Source organism: Curtobacterium sp. MCLR17_031 (genome assembly GCF_003234775.2).
GTDB lineage: Bacteria > Actinomycetota > Actinomycetes > Actinomycetales > Microbacteriaceae > Curtobacterium > Curtobacterium flaccumfaciens.
In genome coordinates, this window is record NZ_CP126270.1 from 3,632,718 (window position 1) to 3,649,122 (window position 16,405).

The following is a 16,405-nucleotide window of genomic DNA, read 5'->3' on the forward strand; positions in this document are numbered from 1 at the left end:
ACTGGACGAAAACCCCGGCGTGTCAGTCCTTGTTGTGTCCCGGTGCGCTGCCGGACTTGCCGGGGGCGGTGTCCGACGTGGTGTCGACCGCGCCGGTGTCGACCGCGCCGGTGTCAGCCGCGCCGGTGTCAGCCGCGCCGGTGTCAGCCGCGCCGGTGTCAGCCGCGCCCGTGCCGTCCTGCGGCTCCTGCACCGGGTTCGATGCCGGGGTGCTCGGCTCCGGGCCGACGGGCGGGTCCTGGGTGGGCTGCTCCGGCTCGGTGGGTTCGCTCGGCTGCTCGCTCGGTTCCTCGGCGGGCTGCGACGGCTGCTGCTGCTCCTGCGAGGGCTGCTGCTCGGCGGGTTCGCTCGGCTGCTGTTCCTCGCCCGGATCCTCGGACGGCTGCTGCTCGGTCGGCGCGGTCGACGTGGTGTCCGTCGGGGCCGGGGTGCCGTCGTCGTCGCCGTTCAGGGCGAACACCGCGACCCCGATGCCGATCAGCACCAGGACGATCACGATGATCGCGGCGATGAGCGGTCCGCGCTTCTTCTTCTCCGGCTGGTCGTCCGGCCGGTCCCGGACCGGGCGGGGCGTGACCGGCGGCGGGGTCGGCCCGCTCGGGCCCGATGCGCCGCGGCCGTTCGCCTGGGCGCCGAGGACGGTCGTCGAGACGTCGTCGGCGGCGTTCGGACGCTGGGTGTCGAGGACGCGGGTGGCGTCGTCCCCCGGACCCGCGCCGCCGTTCGGCAGTTCGCTCGCCGGCATCACCTGCGTCCGGTCGTCGGCGTTCGCCGCTGCGGCGGCACCGGCGCCGACCGCGGCACCAGCCGCACCGGCGGCCGCGGACGTCACCGCACCGGGTGTGCCGGGCAGCAGCTGCGTGGCGTTCGTCGGCTCGTCGCGGCCCAGCGCTCGCAGGCGCTCGGCGGCCTCGGCTGCCGTCGGTCGCTCCACCGGGTCCTGCGCGGTCATCACGTGCAGCAGGGTGCGCCAGGCCGTGGGCAGCTGCCGGTCGATCTCGGGCGAACGGGTCAGCCGGGCCGTGGCCGACTCGACCGCGCTGCCCGGGAACGGCTGGCGGCCGGTCATGCACTCGAGCAGCACGAGCCCGAGCGAGTAGACGTCGGCCTTGCCGGTGATCTCCTTCGCCAGGACCTGCTCCGGGGCCAGGTACGCGGCCGTCCCCATCACGGTCCCCGTCCCCGTCACGCGAGAGGCGTCGCGGAGCAGGGCGATCCCGAAGTCGGCGAGCTTGACGTGCCGACCGTCGCTCTCGAGCAGGACGTTCGCGGGCTTCACGTCACGGTGGACGATCCCCTGCGCGTGCACGGCAGCCAGGCCGTCGGCGACCTGCGCACCCAGGCGGGCGGCGGTCGCGGGGTCGAGCGGGCCCTCGCGCAGACGGGTCGCCAGGTCACTGCCCGGCACGAGTTCCATGACGAGGTACGAGTCGCCGTCGACGTCGTCGAGCGCGGCGTCGTAGAGCGTGACGAGCTCGGGGGCGCGCAGCGTCGCGAGGGTCTGGATCTCCGCCTCGGCGCGGGCGCGCTCACCGCGGTCGACGGGGCCGATGCGGAACACCTTGACCGCGACCTCGCGACCGAGTTGCTCGTCGACCGCCCGGTACACGGACGCCATGCCACCGTGTCCGAGCGTGCCCGTGACGCGGTACCTGCCGCCGAAGACCCGTTCTTCCATGCCCGGCAACCTACCGGTCGCGGCTGACGGCGCTCTGCCGTTGGGGCGCGGGGCGGGGCGCGGCGGGGCGGGGCGACTTCGTGAGCAGAAGATGTCGGGCGCGGGCGAGCGACCCGACGTCTTCTGCTCACGAAGTGATGCGGTCGACGTCCGGCGCGGGCTCGGCACCGTGGTGGAGCGCCGTCAGGTACAACCGGTGCGCCGTGATCACGAGGGCGAGCCAGGCGAGTCCGAGCGCCCACGCCGCCAGCACGTCGGTCAGCCAGTGGTGCCCGAGGAACACCCGCGACGCCCCGACCGACAGCACGAACAGGGTGCCCACGACGATCGTCCACACCCGGGTGACGACGCGCGACTGCCGCAGGAGCAGGAGGTACACGATCGTGCCCACGATCACCGTGGAGTTGAGCGTGTGCCCCGACGGGAACGACGGCGACGTCTCGTACGGCGGCACCGCGTCGGACAGCGGCGGACGGGCACGACCGATGAGGTCCTTGCCCGCGATCGTCATGAGCAGCGAACCACCGCTCGCGGCGACCAGGAGCACCAGCGGCGTCCACGCACGGCGCTGGATCGTGAAGCCGACCAGGAACCCGAGCGCGACGATCGGCATCCCGATCGTGCCCGCGATGTCGGTCCACCAGGTGACGAGCGTGTCCGCGGTGGGTGATCGGAGTGTGAGCGCCCAGTCCAGGACGGGTCGGTCGAGCACCGCGACGTCGTCGGCTTCCCGGACGGCGTCGTAGACCTCGGACGCGATCCACGTGGCGAGGACGGCGACACCGAGGCCGACGGCGAGGGTCAGCAGCAGGACGGGCATGGCGCCGAAGCGCTTGCCGAGCGCGGTCCACACGCTGGCGACACTGCGGCCGGCCCGGGAGCGCCAACGGGTCAGGTCGACTTCGCCGACGGTGCGGTCGGCGGCGTCCCCGCGTTCGGTGTGCATCCGTCCACCCTGCCCGAAGCCGCCGGGAGCCGTCCCGGCCGAACGCTTCGCCGGTGGGTATCTGACATGCTACGTTGCAGACATCACAAAAGGGAGGTTGAACATGCGAGCAACGAAATGGCGAGGGATCACCGTCGCGGGCGGGGTACTCCTTGCAACCGTCGCCAGTGTCGGCATCACGGCACCAGCGAACGCGTCGACTGCGAGTGCCGTCGAGACCTACGGGCTCGACGGCATCACCGTGCAAGGGCTCCCGAAGTTCACGAACCATGCGGCGCTCCTCGACTACGTCGCGACGAACTCGGTCAGTACTCGGCTCGACGCGGAGACCGGCAGGATCATCTCGGTCGCACCTGTTCCTCCCGCTGAGCGACAGGCGAAGGTGTCCGTACGGAACACCTGCAAGTCCGGAGATGCGTACTGGGCAGCCGCTGCGACGCCGTACACGAACAACTGCTTCTACGGCTCCGCCGGGACCTACACGTTCCCGAGCGGAGGCACGTTCTCGCGGAAGTTCTACATGGGGAGTCACACGGCGCGCGGGGGCTGGAAGTACGGCGGCAAGCAGCACCACACTCCGAAGCAGGGACCCGGATCGGTCGCGACGCTCGACACCGCGACACAGATCAACCGCGGCCAGCTCTACTGACCGTGCCCGCTCGGGTGCCCCGTGCCTTCCTCGAGCACGCGGCACCCGACCAGGCGCTGCGGCGACAGCCCGACTAGTCCTTCGCCTCCGAGTACGCCCCCACCACCCCGACCGACAGCGGGAACGTCACGGGGAAGTCCTGGAACAACAGCCGTCCGGCATCGACGGCGGCCTCCCGGATCTGCTGCGCCACCCACTCAGCGTGCTCCGCCGGGGCGTGCACCACGATCTCGTCGTGCACGAAGAACACCAGGTGCGGCCCGTCCGTCACGGCGCCGGGGAACCGCGCGAGCAGCCGCGAGCGCAGGGACCCCATCCACGCGAGCGCCCACTCCGCCGCGGTCCCCTGCACCACGAAGTTCCGGGTGAACCGCCCCCAGCTCCGCGCGCGGGACTCGACCGCACGCTGCATCGCCGGGGTCCCCTCGACCGTGTACGCCTGGTTCCGGGCCTCGAACCACGAGTCCTCGGGCACCGGTGACGTCCGCCCGAGCAGCGTCGTGACGGGTTCGCCGCGCTCCCCCGCACGCGCGGCCCGTTCCACCATGTCGAGCGCCTGCGGGAACGCCCGGACCAGGCGCGGCACGAGCCGACCGCCCTCGCCCTGGGTCGCCCCGTACATCGCACCGAGCATCGCCACCTTGGCCTGCTGCCGGGTCTCGACCGCCCCCGAGGCCACCACGCCGTCGTACAGGTCGCGCCCGTCGCCTGCCGCGGCCATCGCCCGGTCGCCGGACATCGCGGCGAGCACCCGGGGCTCCAGCTGCGCGGCGTCCGCCACGACGAGCTTCCACCCGGGATCGGCGATGACGGCCCCGCGGATGCCCTTCGGCAACTGCATCGCTCCCCCGCCGTCGGCCGCCCAACGACCGGTGACGACGCCGCCGACGACGTACTTCGGGTGGAACCGGCCGTCGCGGATCCAGTCGTCGAGCCAGGTCCAGCCGTTGGCGGTGAGCAGTCGCGCCAGGCGCTTGTACTCGAGCAGCGGCTCGATGACGGGGTGCTCGATCTCCTGCAGCTCCCACTTCCGCGTGCTCGTGACCATCAGGCCTGCCCGGCGCAGCGACTTCAGGACGTCGGCGGGCGAGTCCGGGTTCAGACCGGGGTCGTCGAGGCGCTCGCGCACGACGGCGGCGATCTCCTCGAGGCGTCGCGGCCGCACCCCGTAGGGCACGCGCGGCCCGAGGGCGTCCTCGAGCAGCCGCTCGTGCACGTCGGCACGCCACGGCAGCCCCGCGTGCAGCATCTCGGCCGCCACGAGCGCACCGGCCGACTCCGCGGTGAGCAGCAGGCGGAGCGCGCCGGGAGCGCTCGACCCCGCCACCGCGGCGAGCTGCGCCCGGAACTCCGCCACCGGGTCGACCTCGTCGTCGGGCGCGGCGGCGGTGAACAGGGCGTCGTCGAAGAGCTGGGCCTGCGTCGGCCGGACCACGCGGGCTTCCGCGACCGGGGCGTCCAGGGCATCTGCCGGCGCAGCGGCGAGCGCGGATCCCCGTGCCGCGAGCGCGGCCCGCAGGACACGACGACCGAGGCGCAGGTCGACGCAGCGACCGACCCGCCCGCCGGCAGCGAGCACGGCCGGGTACCAACGGGCGGTGTCGTCCCACACCCAGCGCACGCCCGGTGCGTCGTGGGCCGCGACGAAGGCCGGGAGGCCCGGCTCGTCCAGGCGGATCGGCTCGCCTCCGGCGGTCCCCGCGTCGGTCAGGGGCGTCGCGAGGACGCCGCCGTCGACGCGGCGGAGGACGAGGTGCACGACACGATCATGCCGTGCCCCACCGACCCCGGCGGACCAGGGCCGGAACGGGTGTCACTCGCCGGGTCGGACAGCCGCGGTGTCGGCGACGTCGATGCGGACGTCGCCGTCCTCGGCACGGGAGACCTCGACCCGCGGATCGGCGTCGTGCTCGTCGGATCCGGACATGCGGCGGAACGTGTCCTGTCGACGTTCCTCGAACGTCATGTCGACGCCGTCGTCGAGGTGGTCGTGGTCGGGCTTCGTCATGCCGTGCACGGTACGCGGCCGCGGCTGCGCGCGGTCACGCGACCGGTGCCGTGCCGGTCCGCTCGGTCCAGTGCCCACCGCTCGCCCACCGGTCGAGCACGGCCGCACGCAACCGACCGGACGGCGCCGCGGACCGCGCGGTGGCCAGCGGCACCCCGAAGACGAACTTCGCGACGCTGGCGTCCCCCTCGGTCGCGTCGCGCTCCCCCGGCGGGACGAGACGGAAGCGCCGGGCGAAGCGCACGAGGTTGGCATCGGGACCGAGCGCGGCGGGCAGCCCCGGGTCGAGCATCCAGGAGCGGCACTGCCACCGGTCGGCAGCGAGCTGCGGTGCGAGGCCGCGCAGGACCTCGGGTGCGCGGGCGAACGAGCGGTCGCAGGCCACCGAGTCGAGCGGCCCGGTCTCCGGCACGTGCACGCCCCAGGCCGGCGTGCCGTCCGCCAGGTGGTCGCCGAGTTCGAACTGGAGGCGCCCCACGGCCACCACGCGCCCGGTCACCACGGCGACGAGCCACTCCACCCCGGTGCCGTGCAGTCCGTAGCGGGCGAGCTTGCGGTCGACGTCGGCGACGGATGCCTCGGCGAGCCCGCGCGGGAGCCCACGCTCTGCGAGGGCATCGGCGGTGTCCGGCACCGCGGCGCGGAGCGCCGCCACCAGCAGCGCGTCCCGCTCCGCGGGCCCGGCGTCGGCAACGGTGGCGGCCAGTGCGGCCGCCACCGTCGCGGAGTCGTCCGGTGACCCCACGGCGGCGGCGAGGACCGCGACGGACGCGGGACGGGCCTCCAGGCCGGGGGTCGCGGTGGTCACTTCAGACCGGACGACGCGAGCCCGTCCATCACCCGACGCTGCAGCACGACGAACATGATGAGCACCGGTGCCATCGCCATCAGGCTGGCGGCCATCAGCACCGGGTAGTCGATCGTGCGGTCGCTCGACAGCGTCGCGAGGCCGGCGGCGAGCGGCATGTCCTCGGCGCGGGTGGAGACCACGAGCGGCCAGAGCAGCTCGTTCCACGACCACAGCACCGTCGTGATCGCGAGCACGCTGATCGAGGGACGGGCCAGGGGCAGCATGATCCGCCAGAACGTCTGGAACGGGTTCGCGCCGTCCATCCGCGCTGCCTCTTCGAGCTCGGGCGGCATGTTCAGGAACGCGGTCCGCATCAGGAACGTGCCGAAGGCGCTGAACAGCCCGGGTGCGACGATCCCCATCAGGGTGTCGAGCCAGCCGAGCCCCTGCACGATCTGGTACTGCGAGATCAGGTAGACCTGCGAGGGCACGAGCAGGATCGACAGCACGATCGCGAGCAGGGCCGCCCGGCCGCGGAACCGCATCCGGGCGAAGGCGTACCCGGCGAGCGTGCACAGGACGATCTGCGCGAGCGTGCGGATGATCGTGACGTACACCGACGTGCCGAGCTGGCTGAGGAACGGCAGGCGTTCGAAGACCTGCGCGTAGTTCTGCCACTGCAGCTCCCCCGGCCAGAAGACCGGCGTGACGGACTGCACCTGCGCGTTCGTGGAGAGCGACATGATGATCTGCCACAGGAACGGGAAGGCCATCGCGAACCCGCCGATGCCGAGCACGACGTGGATCCACCAGTGGCTGCCGCCGCGACGGCCGGGTCGGCGTGCGGCCCGAGGCGGTGTGACGGTGGCGGTCATCCCTGCACCCACTTCCGTTGGACGCGGAACTGCACGAGCGTGACGATGCCGATGAGCAGGAAGATCACCATCGCGATCGCGGCCGCGAAGCCCTTGTCGTTGTCGATGAACCCGGCGCTGTAGAAGTAGAAGACGAGCGACATCGTCTTCGGGATCACCGGGTTGGTGCTGCCGAGGATCGCGTACAGCAGGTCGAACAGCTGGAAGCTCGAGATCGTCGTGACGATCACCACGAAGAAGATGCTCGGGCTGAGCAACGGCACGGTGACCGAGCGGAACTGCCGCCACCGGCTCGCGCCGTCGAGCTCCGCGGCCTCGTAGAGCTCCGGCGGGATGTCCTTGAGCCCGGCGCCGAGGATGATCATCGAGAACCCGAGGGACGACCAGAGGCCGACCAGGCTCACCGCGACCAGCGCGAAGCCGGGGGTCGAGATCCAGTACGGGCCGTCGATGCCGAAGTTCCCGAGGAACCAGTTCACGATGCCGTAGTCGCCGTTGTACATGATCCGCCAGACCAGGGCGATCGCCGCGGGCATGGCGACGTACGGCAGGAAGAAGAGCACCCGGTAGAACTGCGCGAACCGCAGCCCCGGGGTGTTCAGCAGGCTGGCGAGCCACACCGCGATCGGGATCCCGGCGAGGACGATCACGGTGTAGATCACCGTGTTGAGCAGCGACTGGTACAGCTGCGGGTCACCGACGAGTCGGACGTAGTTGGCGACGCCGGTGAACGTGGCACCGCCGAAGACGCCCCAGCTGGTGAACGAGTACCAGAACGTCTGGATGATCGGCCAGATGTAGAAGGTGCCGACGCCGACGAGCAACGGGAGCACGAAGAGCCACGGCCACCAGCCGTCGGTCCGTCGTGGCGCTCGGCCGCCGTCGGCGCGCGGCGCGGGGGCGCCCCGCCCGGACGAACGTGTCGTCCGGGCGGGGGTGGCTGCGGCCGGGGGCCGCTCGGTGTTGATCGTCACGCGCGGGTCCTACTTTTCCTTGGCGAGGGCGGCGTCCATCTCCTGTGCGAGGTCCTCTGCCACCTGGTCGACGGGCTTCGACCCGTCGAAGGCGCTCGGCAGCAGGGTGGTCTCGAGGGTGTTCCAGGCGGCGGTGTTCTTCGACACCGGCAGCGGCTTCGCGTAGTCCACCGCGTCGAGGAACACCTGCAGGTCGGCGTCGGGCATCGTCTTCGTGAAGGCGCTCTGCGTGCCCTCGTACGCCGGGATGACCGCGCCCATGTCGCCCTGCTGCTGCTGGGCCGTCTTGCCCGCGAGGTAGACCTGCAGCGCCTGGGCGGCTGCCTTGTCCTTGCTCGCCTCGGACACGACGTTCGAGACCCCGTGGATGACGGTCGCCTGCTCCTTGCCCTTCGGCAGCGGGTAGGCGACGACGTCCTTCTCGAGCTCGGTGCCGGTGAGCGCGGAGCGGAACCAGCTGCCGCCCTGGTACATCGCGAGCTTGCCCGAGGTGAACCACTGGTCGGCCGTGGTGTCGGTGAGCTGCTTGATCGAGGGCGATGCCCCCGAGTCGATCAGATCGGTCCAGAACTGCAGGCCGTCCTCGGAGGCCTTCGTGGCGTACTCGGACTCGGTGCCGTCCGCGTTCACGACCGATCCCCCGGCCTGCAGGATCGTGTTGTAGTACGTCGTCTGGCCGTCCATGCCGCCGGCCGCCCCGTAGGCGCCCTTCGACTCGAGCTTCTCGGACAGCTCGGCGCCGGTCTGCTGGAAGTCGTCCCAGGTCCAGTCCTTGGACGGCAGGTCCATGCCGGCCTGCTCGAACAGCGACTTGTTCACCCAGACGCCGATGGTGTCGAAGTCCTTCGGCACGCCGTACTGGGTGTCGTCGTACGTGTACAGGTCGTTGAGAGCGCTCGAGTACTTCGACGCGTCGATGTCACCCGAATCGACCTCGCCGGTGATCGGCGCGAGCTTGCCGTTGGCCGCGTACAGCTGGAAGTTCGGGCCGTTCATCCAGAACAGGTCGGGCAGGGTGTTGCTCGAACCCTGGGTCTGCAGCTTCGTCCAGTAGTTGGCGAACGGCGTGACGTCGACGCTCACCTTGATGTCCGGGTACTCCTCGTTGAAGCCCTTCAGGTTGGCCTTGATGGCCTTGACCTGGTTCTCGTCCCAGACGGCGTAGGTCAGGGACGCCTTGGTGTCCTTCGGCGCGGCCTCGTAGTCGCCGCCGGAGCCGGACGCTCCGGACGACGAGGAGCAGCCGGCCAGGAGCGCAGCCGCGCCGAGTGCGGCGACGGCGCCGAGGAGGACGCGGCGCACGCCGGTTCCTCGGGTGGGGATGTGTGCGGTCATCGGGGTGTCCTTTCGCACGGCCGTCAGGAGCCGACGGTCTGGGCGGGATGCGGGGTGGAGGGGGTGGAGTGCGGGGCGTTCGACGTGAAGTGCGCGATGGTCTCGGCCGGCAGGGGCGGGACGTCGATGGGGACGGACCCGTTGCGGAGCGAGCGCGTGGCCAGCGCGCCGGCGGCGACCGCGGCACGGGCCGCGATCGGGGAGAGTTCCGACGGTTCGCCGAAGGCGACGGACCGCAGGAACTCGGTCATGGTGAGCAGGTCGGCGTCGGCGTGCCCGTCCTCGACGCCGTCGATCGGGTACTCGCGGTCCCCCGCGGTGTCCCAGCCCCGGCGGTGCGTCCAGACCTTCACGACGCCACCACCGGTGTCGCCGATGTTCTCGAGGCGTCCCTCGGTGCCGATGACGGTGTAGTTCCGCCAGTAGTCCGGGGTGAAGTGGCACTGCTCGTAGCTGGCCTGCACCCCGTTGTCGAGCGTCATCATCACCATCGAGACGTCCTCGACGTCGACGACGGGGTTCAGCCCGGTCTGGGCGAGCGGCGGCCAGTTGTCGTGGGAGAACCAGTCCCCCATGAGCTCGCCGCTGCGGTCGCGCCGGTCGGTGACGTCACCGTAGACCGACAGCGACCCCATGCCGACGACCCGGGCGGTGTCACCCCCGCCGAGCGCGTGGATGACGTCGAGGTCGTGGCTCGCCTTCTGCAGGAGCAGGGAGTTCACCTTGCTGCGGTCGGCGTGCCAGTCCTTGAAGTAGTAGTCACCGCCGTTGCCGACGAAGTGCCGGCACCAGACCGCCTTGACCTGACCGATCTCGCCGCGGTCGACGATCTCGCGCATCAGGCGGACGACGGCGGCGTGCCGGAAGTTGTGCCCGACGTACAGCGGCGTCCCGGTCTCTGCCGCGGTGTTCAGGACGGCGTCGGCGTCCTCGACCGTGATGGCCAGCGGCTTCTCGAGGTAGACGGCGATGCCCGCGCGGAGCAGGTCGATCGCGATCTCGGCGTGGGTCCAGTCCGGCGTGGTGACGATGGCCGCGTCGACGTGACCGGTGAGGTCACGGTGGTGTTCGACCACCAGGGCGTCCGGGTACTCGTCGTGCCCGCGGTCCCGGCCGGCCGCGGTGACGTCCGCGACGGCCACGACCCGGGCCTGCAGCGACGGGTCGTCGGCGGTTGCCTCGGCCACGTGGCGGGCGATGGCGGACCGCTGGCCCATCCCGATCACCGCGACGCGGAGTCCTGCGTTGTCAGCGCCCATGCTCATCGCTCCCTTGCGTGAATGTGACGCCCATGATGCCGAATCGATCATGAATGCACAATAGGCGCTCACGGATCGCTCACGCATCCGTGCCGGGGAGGGTTTTACACGATCGAAACGTCCGGACCGTTCCGGGGTGGCCGCAGGGGGTGCTCAGTCGGCGACGACGAGCTCCACGCCGGCGCTGGCCAGGTCAGCGGCGAACGAGGCAGGCACCGGCTGGTCGGTGACCAGGACGTCGATGCGGTCGAGCGGGCAGATCCGGGCGAAGGTCGACCGTTCGATCTTGGTCGAGTCGGCGACCACGACGACGCGTCGTCCGACCGAGGCGAAGTGGCGGCTGACCTCGGCCTCGCCCTCGTGCATGGTCGTCGCGCCGTACTGGCCGGTGAGGCCGTCGACGCCGAGCACCACGAGGTCGAGGGCGAACTCGTCGAGGGTGTCCCGGACGAGCGGCCCGACGAGCTCGTAGGACTGCCGCCGCGCCACACCACCGGTGACCACGATCTTCACGTTGGCGCGGACGGACAGCTCGTACCCGACGTTCAGGGCGTTCGTGACGATCGTGATGCCGAACTCGCCGTCCGCGCGGATGAACCGCTCGCTCTTGCCGAGTTCACGCGCGACCTCGGTCGTGGTGGTCCCGCCGTTGAGCCCGACGGTCTCCCCCGGCTGCACCAACCGGGCGGCCGCGCGGGCGATCGCCGTCTTCGCCTCGGCCTGCCGGGCGATCTTGTACTGCAGCGGGAGCTCGTACCCGGCCCCGAGTGCTGCGGCGCCCCCGTGCGTGCGCGTGACGAGCCGCTGGTCGGCGAGGGTCGCGAGGTCACGGCGAGCCGTCGCGGCGGAGATCCCGAGCAGCTCCCCGATCTCGGCGATCGACACGTTGCCGCGTTCGCTCACCAGTTCGAGCAGGGCGTTCAGCCGCTGTTGGGGGGTCATGACGGTCATCCTACGGCGTCACCACCGTCGCGCGGTGATCGGAAATGACGTTTTCCCCTTCCCTTGCGCACGATCGCTCGCTACGCTTCCTGATCATCGATCACCCGGATCGATCCGGACCCGGAAGGCTCCCATGACCGACACCTTCGTGAGCGCTGAACTGGCCTCGCAGCCGGAGACCTGGCGTGCAGCCGCCGCGCTCCTGCCGACCTTCGCCGAGGCGCTCCCCCAGCCGGGCGAACGCGTGGCCGTGATCGGCTGCGGCACGAGCTGGTTCATCGCCATGAGCTACGCCGTCGCCCGTGAGCAGGCGGGCCTCGGCGTGACCGATGCCTTCGCCGGGTCCGAGTACCCCGCGTCCCGCGACTACGACCGCGTGCTCATGATCAGCCGCTCGGGCACCACGACCGAGATCGTCGACCTGCTGCAGGCCCTGCCGTCCCAGCGGACCGTCCTGATCACGGCCGTCGCCGACAGCCCCGCCGCGGCCGTCGCCGACCAGGTGGTCGCCCTGCCCTTCGCCGACGAGCGTTCGGTCGTCCAGACCCGCTTCGCCACCACGACCCTTGCACTGCTGCGGGCGTCCATCGGTGACGATGTCGACGCCCTCGCCGCTCAGGCCGAGACCGCGCTGACGGTGCCCATCGACGACCTGCTCGACGCCGAGCAGGTCTCGTTCGTCGGTCGTGGGGCAGCCGTCGGCCTGACGTTCGAAGCCGCACTCAAGACGCGTGAGGCCGCGCAGTTCTGGGCCGAGTCCTACCCGGCGATGGACTACCGGCACGGCCCCATCGCGATCGCCCAGCCCGGACGGCTCGTCTGGTCGCTCGGCACCGCACCCGACGGCCTGGCCGCCGAGGTCGCCGCCACCGGCGCCCGCTTCGTCCAGCACGACCTCGACCCGATCGCCGGAATCGTCGTGGTGCACCGGTTCGCCGTCGCCCTGGCCGAGGGACGCGGGCTCGACCCGGACAACCCCCGGTCGCTCACCCGGTCGGTCATCCTCACCTGATGGGTGGCGCAGGCGCGGTGCTCGGGGTCGACGTCGGCGGCACGGGCATCAAGACCCGGCTGACGACGGCCGACGGACTCGTCCTCGACGAGACCCGGGTACCGACGCCGCGCGACGACCCGGACGCTGAGCGCCTCGCCGCCGTCGTCGCCGAACTGGCCGCACAGGCCACCCGACGGGCGCCGCTCGGAGCCGTCGGGCTGGTGACCCCCGGCGTCGTCGACGAGACCCGCGGCACCGTGGACCTGTCCGTCAACCTCGGGTGGCGCGACGTCCCGGTGCGTGACCTCGTCCGCGCCGAACTCCTGCAGCAGGGGATCGACGTCCCGATCGCCTTCGGCCACGACGTCCGCGCCGGGGCCCTGGCCGAGGTCCGGGCCGGTGACCCGGCGCTCTCGCGGGGGTCGGTCTCGTTCGTGCCGGTCGGCACCGGGCTCGCGAGCGCCCTGGTGGTCGACGGCGCCGTCGTGTCCGGCGGTGGCTGGGCGGGGGAGATCGGGCAGGTCCGCATCCAGACCGGTCCGCACGCGGGCCACCGCGTCGAGGAGATCGCGTCCGCCGGGGGAGTCGCACGTCGTTCCGGGGCACCCTCCGCGCACGCCGCCATGCTCCTGGTCCGCCAGGGCGACCCGGCAGCCCGTGCGGTCTGGGACGACTGCGTCGCGGTCCTGGCCGATGCGCTCGCCTGGACCACCGCGGTCGCCGGGAACCACACGGTCATCGTCGGCGGGGGACTCGCCGAGTCGGGCCCGCTGCTGCTCGACCCGCTGCGCGACGCCGTCACGGAGCGTCTGCAGGGCGTCCGCGTCCCCGTCATCGTGCCCGCCCGGCACGGCGACGCAGCCGGCGCCCTCGGAGCGGGGATCCTCGCACGCGCGCTGCTCGAGACCGAGACCGGAGTCCTGCTGTGACGACCCTCGTCCGAGCTCATCGCATCGTCACGGCCCAGGCGGACCTGCACGACGGCTGGCTCGTCATCGGTGACGACGACACCGTGCTGGCGACCGGCACCGGGGCCCCGATGCGCACGGACACCGCCGTCACCGTCGACGGCGCGGTCGTGCCCGGGTTCGTCGACCTGCACGCCCACGGGGCGCTCGGGCACGACTTCGCCGGGTGCTCCGCCGAGGACGCCCGCGCCGCCGCTGGGCACCACCGGTCACGGGGCACGACCACCCTGATCGGGTCCATCGCCACGGGCGAGCGCGCGGACACCGTGGCGGCCCTCACCCGGCTCCGGCCGCTCGTCGCGGACGGCACGCTTGCCGGGCTGCACCTGGAGGGGCCGTGGCTCGCGCCCGCCCGTCGCGGGGCGCACCGCGTGGACCTGCTGCACGCCCCGCACCCCACTGAGGTCGACGCCTACTGCGACGCCGCGGGTGGCGCCCTGCGGATCGTCACGCTCGCGCCGGAGCTCCCGGGTGCACTCGACGCCGTCGCCCGCTTCGTCGAAGCCGGGGTCGTCGTCGCCATCGGCCACACCGACGCCACCGCCGAGCAGACCCGCCGCGCGGTCGACGCCGGGGCCTCGCTCGTCACCCATCTGTTCAACGGGATGCCCCCGCTGCACCACCGTGCGCCCGGGCCGGTCGGGGTTGCGCTCTCCGACGACCGTGTGCTGCTCGAGTGCATCGTCGACGGCCACCACTTGGACCCGGTCGCCGTCGACATCGTCCAGCGCAGCGCTCCGGGCCGGATGGTCCTGGTCTCCGATGCCATGGCTGCGACAGGTTGCCCCGACGGGGCGTACACGGTGGCCGGATCGGCGGTGAGCGTCCGCGAGGGGCTCGCCGTGCTCGCCGACGGTTCGTCGCTGGCGGGCAGCACGATCACGGTCGCCGACGCCGTCCGCCGCCTGCTCGGCGCCGGGACCGACCTGCCCGAGGTCGTCGCGGCGTCCGCGGGGCGTGCGGCACACCTGCTCGGGGCTCCGGCACCGCTCAGCGTGGGCGCCCCCGCCGACCTGGTCGTGCTCGACCCGGAGCGCGGCAGCGTCCGAGCCCTGCCGACGGCGGTGGTCGCGTGATCCTCGTCGTCACCCCGAACCCGGCCGTCGACGTGACCTACCGGGTCGCCGAACAGCGCATCGGCGAGACCCAGCGCGTGCTCGAGGTCCAGCGGCGTCCCGGCGGCAAGGGCCTGAACGTCGGACGGGTCCTCGCCGCCACCGGTGTCCCGACCCACGCCGTGCTGCCCCTCGGCGGCGACGGCGGGCGCTGGATCGCCCACGCCCTCGATGACCTCGGGCTCGCCCACACCGACGTCGCTGTCCGTGGTGAGACCCGCACGACCGTGACGGTGGTGGACGACCTCGCGCACCCGACGATGTTCGGCGAGCCCGGCCCCGTGCTCAACCCCGACGAGTGGGACGCGGTCACCACCGCGGTCGAGACACTGCTCGACGGCGATGGCGGCGATGGCGGCGATGGCGGCGATGTCGGCGATGTCGGCGATGTCGGCGATACGCGCGGTACCGCTGATGCCCCGCCCGCAGCTGCCCTGGTCGTGTCGGGCTCCCTGCCCCGCGACACCGATCCCGCGGTCGTCGCCCGCTGGGTCACCGCCGCTCGCCGCCGCGGTGTGCTCTCGGTGGTCGACTGCTCGGGCACGGCGCTGCTGGCTGCCGCCTCGGCCGGTGCGACGATCTGCAAGCCCAACCACGAGGAACTGCTCGAGGCCACGGGCGCCGACGACGAGCGCTCGGGGGCACTCCGGCTCCTCGGACTCGGCGCGACGGTCGTCGTGGTGTCCCGCGGATCCGCCGGCATCGCTGCCCACACCGCCGAGCACGTACTCGAGGTGCCGGCGGTCCCCGGGGTCTCGGGCAACCCGACCGGCGCCGGCGACGCAGCCACCGCCGGACTCGTCGGTTCGCTCGTCGCTGCCGGACTCCCCACGCTCGAGGGCAGCGTCAGCGCCCCCGGTGACGCCACCCTGCTCCGAGCCCTGCGGTCCGCCGCCGCACACGGGGCCGCCGCCGTCCTCCAGCCGGTGGCCGGCGCGGTCGACCCGGCAGACGTCCACCGCTTCCTGTCCGCCCCGCCCGCTCCCGCCCACGACCGAACGAGGACCCCCGCATGATCACCGACCTCGCCCTCACCGGCCTGCTCGACACCGCCCGCACGGCACACCGCGGGGTCGGTGCGTTCAACGTGGTGCTGCTCGAGCACGCCGAGGCGATCGTCTCCGGCGCCGAGCTGGCCGGTCTGCCGGTGATCCTGCAGATCAGCGAGAACTGCGTCCGGTACCACGGCGGCCTCGCACCGATCACGACCGCGACCCAGGCGGTCGCACGGGCCGCCGACGTCGAGGTCCTCGTGCACCTCGACCACATCGAGGACCCCGAGCTGGTCGCGGCCGGCGTCGACCTGGGCGTCGACTCGGTCATGTACGACGGTTCACACCTGGACTTCGCCGCCAACGTGGCCGCGACCCGCGAGCTCGCCGCTCGGTGTCACGCCGCGGGCGTCGCGATCGAGGCCGAGCTCGGCGAGGTCGGCGGCAAGGACGGCGTGCACGCGCCCGGCGTCCGGACCGATCCGACCGACGCCGCCGCGTTCGTGGCCGACACCGGGGTCGATGCCCTGGCGGTCGCGGTGGGGACCTCGCACGCGATGCAGACCCGCGAGGCTTCGGTGGACCGTGACCTGGTCGAGCGCCTCCGTGCCGCGGTGCCGGTGCCGCTCGTGCTGCACGGGTCCTCCGGCCTGTCCGATGACGAACTCCGTGGCGCCGTGCACGCGGGGATGACGAAGATCAACATCTCGACGCACCTGAACGGGCTGTTCACCCGTGCGCTCCGCACCGTGCTCGACGAGCGGCCGGACGTCGTCGACCCGCGCAAGTACGTGTCGGCGGGCCGGGACGCCATCGCCACCGAGACGGCACGGCTGCTGACGCTCCTGCACGCCTGACGCGGGCGCGGGCGCGCTGGCGC

The 16,405-nt window shown here is 72.3% G+C and carries 16 protein-coding genes; 6 read left to right on the forward strand and 10 right to left on the reverse strand.

Annotated elements, in window-relative coordinates; translation table 11 throughout:
• Nucleotides 1-22: 22 nt before the first annotated feature.
• Nucleotides 23-1,678, reverse strand: a complete 1,656-nt coding sequence (locus tag DEI96_RS17220) for a serine/threonine-protein kinase (protein WP_111023355.1) — start codon at nt 1,676-1,678, stop codon at nt 23-25.
• Between the two features lie 127 nt (nt 1,679-1,805).
• Nucleotides 1,806-2,624, reverse strand: coding sequence for a phosphatase PAP2 family protein (locus tag DEI96_RS17225; RefSeq protein WP_111023356.1), 819 nt, complete (start codon nt 2,622-2,624; stop codon nt 1,806-1,808).
• 103 nt (nt 2,625-2,727) lie between these two features.
• On the opposite strand from DEI96_RS17225, the gene DEI96_RS17230 reads away from it, so the two are divergent.
• Entirely contained in the window at nt 2,728-3,273 is a 546-nt protein-coding gene (locus DEI96_RS17230; RefSeq protein WP_111023357.1) for a hypothetical protein, read from the forward strand.
• A 73-nt stretch (nt 3,274-3,346) separates the two neighbouring features.
• On the opposite strand, the gene DEI96_RS17235 is transcribed toward DEI96_RS17230, so the two are convergent.
• The 8 genes from DEI96_RS17235 to DEI96_RS17270 all read right to left on the reverse strand — a co-directional run bounded on the left by DEI96_RS17235 (nt 3,347) and on the right by DEI96_RS17270 (nt 11,456).
• Nucleotides 3,347-5,032, reverse strand: a complete 1,686-nt coding sequence (locus DEI96_RS17235) for a bifunctional 3'-5' exonuclease/DNA polymerase (protein ID WP_111023358.1) — start codon at nt 5,030-5,032, stop codon at nt 3,347-3,349.
• 54 nt (nt 5,033-5,086) lie between these two features.
• A complete protein-coding gene (locus DEI96_RS17240; protein ID WP_017887924.1) occupies nt 5,087-5,281 on the reverse strand; it encodes a hypothetical protein in 195 nt (64 codons plus the stop codon).
• Nucleotides 5,282-5,315: 34 nt separating this feature from the next.
• A complete protein-coding gene (locus DEI96_RS17245) occupies nt 5,316-6,089 on the reverse strand; it encodes a hypothetical protein (protein ID WP_111023359.1) in 774 nt (257 codons plus the stop codon).
• Nucleotides 6,086-6,946 (reverse strand): carbohydrate ABC transporter permease, encoded by an 861-nt coding sequence (locus DEI96_RS17250; RefSeq protein ID WP_246566096.1) that lies wholly within the window; start codon nt 6,944-6,946, stop codon nt 6,086-6,088. Before DEI96_RS17250 ends, DEI96_RS17245 begins: the two co-directional genes overlap by 4 nt.
• Nucleotides 6,943-7,920: a carbohydrate ABC transporter permease gene (locus DEI96_RS17255; RefSeq protein ID WP_111023360.1), complete on the reverse strand. Its 978-nt coding sequence runs from the start codon at nt 7,918-7,920 to the stop codon at nt 6,943-6,945. Before DEI96_RS17255 ends, DEI96_RS17250 begins: the two co-directional genes overlap by 4 nt.
• Before the next feature lie 9 nt (nt 7,921-7,929).
• On the reverse strand, nt 7,930-9,255 hold the full coding sequence (locus DEI96_RS17260) for an ABC transporter substrate-binding protein (RefSeq protein ID WP_111023361.1): 1,326 nt from the start codon (nt 9,253-9,255) through the stop codon (nt 7,930-7,932).
• Nucleotides 9,256-9,278: 23 nt separating this feature from the next.
• On the reverse strand, nt 9,279-10,520 hold the full coding sequence (locus DEI96_RS17265; RefSeq protein WP_111023362.1) for a Gfo/Idh/MocA family protein: 1,242 nt from the start codon (nt 10,518-10,520) through the stop codon (nt 9,279-9,281).
• Between the two features lie 147 nt (nt 10,521-10,667).
• Complete coding sequence (locus tag DEI96_RS17270; RefSeq protein WP_027466817.1) at nt 10,668-11,456, reverse strand: DeoR/GlpR family DNA-binding transcription regulator; 789 nt, start codon at nt 11,454-11,456, stop codon at nt 10,668-10,670.
• Nucleotides 11,457-11,589: 133 nt separating this feature from the next.
• Here DEI96_RS17270 and DEI96_RS17275 point away from each other — a divergent pair, with 133 nt between their 5' ends.
• The 5 genes from DEI96_RS17275 to DEI96_RS17295 are packed head-to-tail and all read left to right on the forward strand — an operon-like array spanning nt 11,590 to nt 16,382.
• A complete protein-coding gene (locus DEI96_RS17275) occupies nt 11,590-12,468 on the forward strand; it encodes an SIS domain-containing protein (RefSeq protein ID WP_111023363.1) in 879 nt (292 codons plus the stop codon).
• Nucleotides 12,468-13,379: an ROK family protein gene (locus tag DEI96_RS17280; protein ID WP_111023364.1), complete on the forward strand. Its 912-nt coding sequence runs from the start codon at nt 12,468-12,470 to the stop codon at nt 13,377-13,379. The genes DEI96_RS17275 and DEI96_RS17280 overlap by 1 nt, the downstream gene beginning before the upstream one ends.
• Entirely contained in the window at nt 13,376-14,494 is a 1,119-nt protein-coding gene (gene nagA, locus DEI96_RS17285) for an N-acetylglucosamine-6-phosphate deacetylase (RefSeq protein WP_111023365.1), read from the forward strand. Before DEI96_RS17280 ends, nagA begins: the two co-directional genes overlap by 4 nt.
• Nucleotides 14,491-15,549 carry a 1-phosphofructokinase family hexose kinase gene (locus tag DEI96_RS17290; RefSeq protein WP_111023366.1) on the forward strand — a complete coding sequence of 353 codons (1,059 nt, stop codon included), beginning with the start codon at nt 14,491-14,493 and terminating at the stop codon, nt 15,547-15,549. Before nagA ends, DEI96_RS17290 begins: the two co-directional genes overlap by 4 nt.
• Nucleotides 15,546-16,382, forward strand: coding sequence for a class II fructose-bisphosphate aldolase (locus DEI96_RS17295; RefSeq protein ID WP_181440535.1), 837 nt, complete (start codon nt 15,546-15,548; stop codon nt 16,380-16,382). Before DEI96_RS17290 ends, DEI96_RS17295 begins: the two co-directional genes overlap by 4 nt.
• Nucleotides 16,383-16,405: the final 23 nt, after the last annotated feature.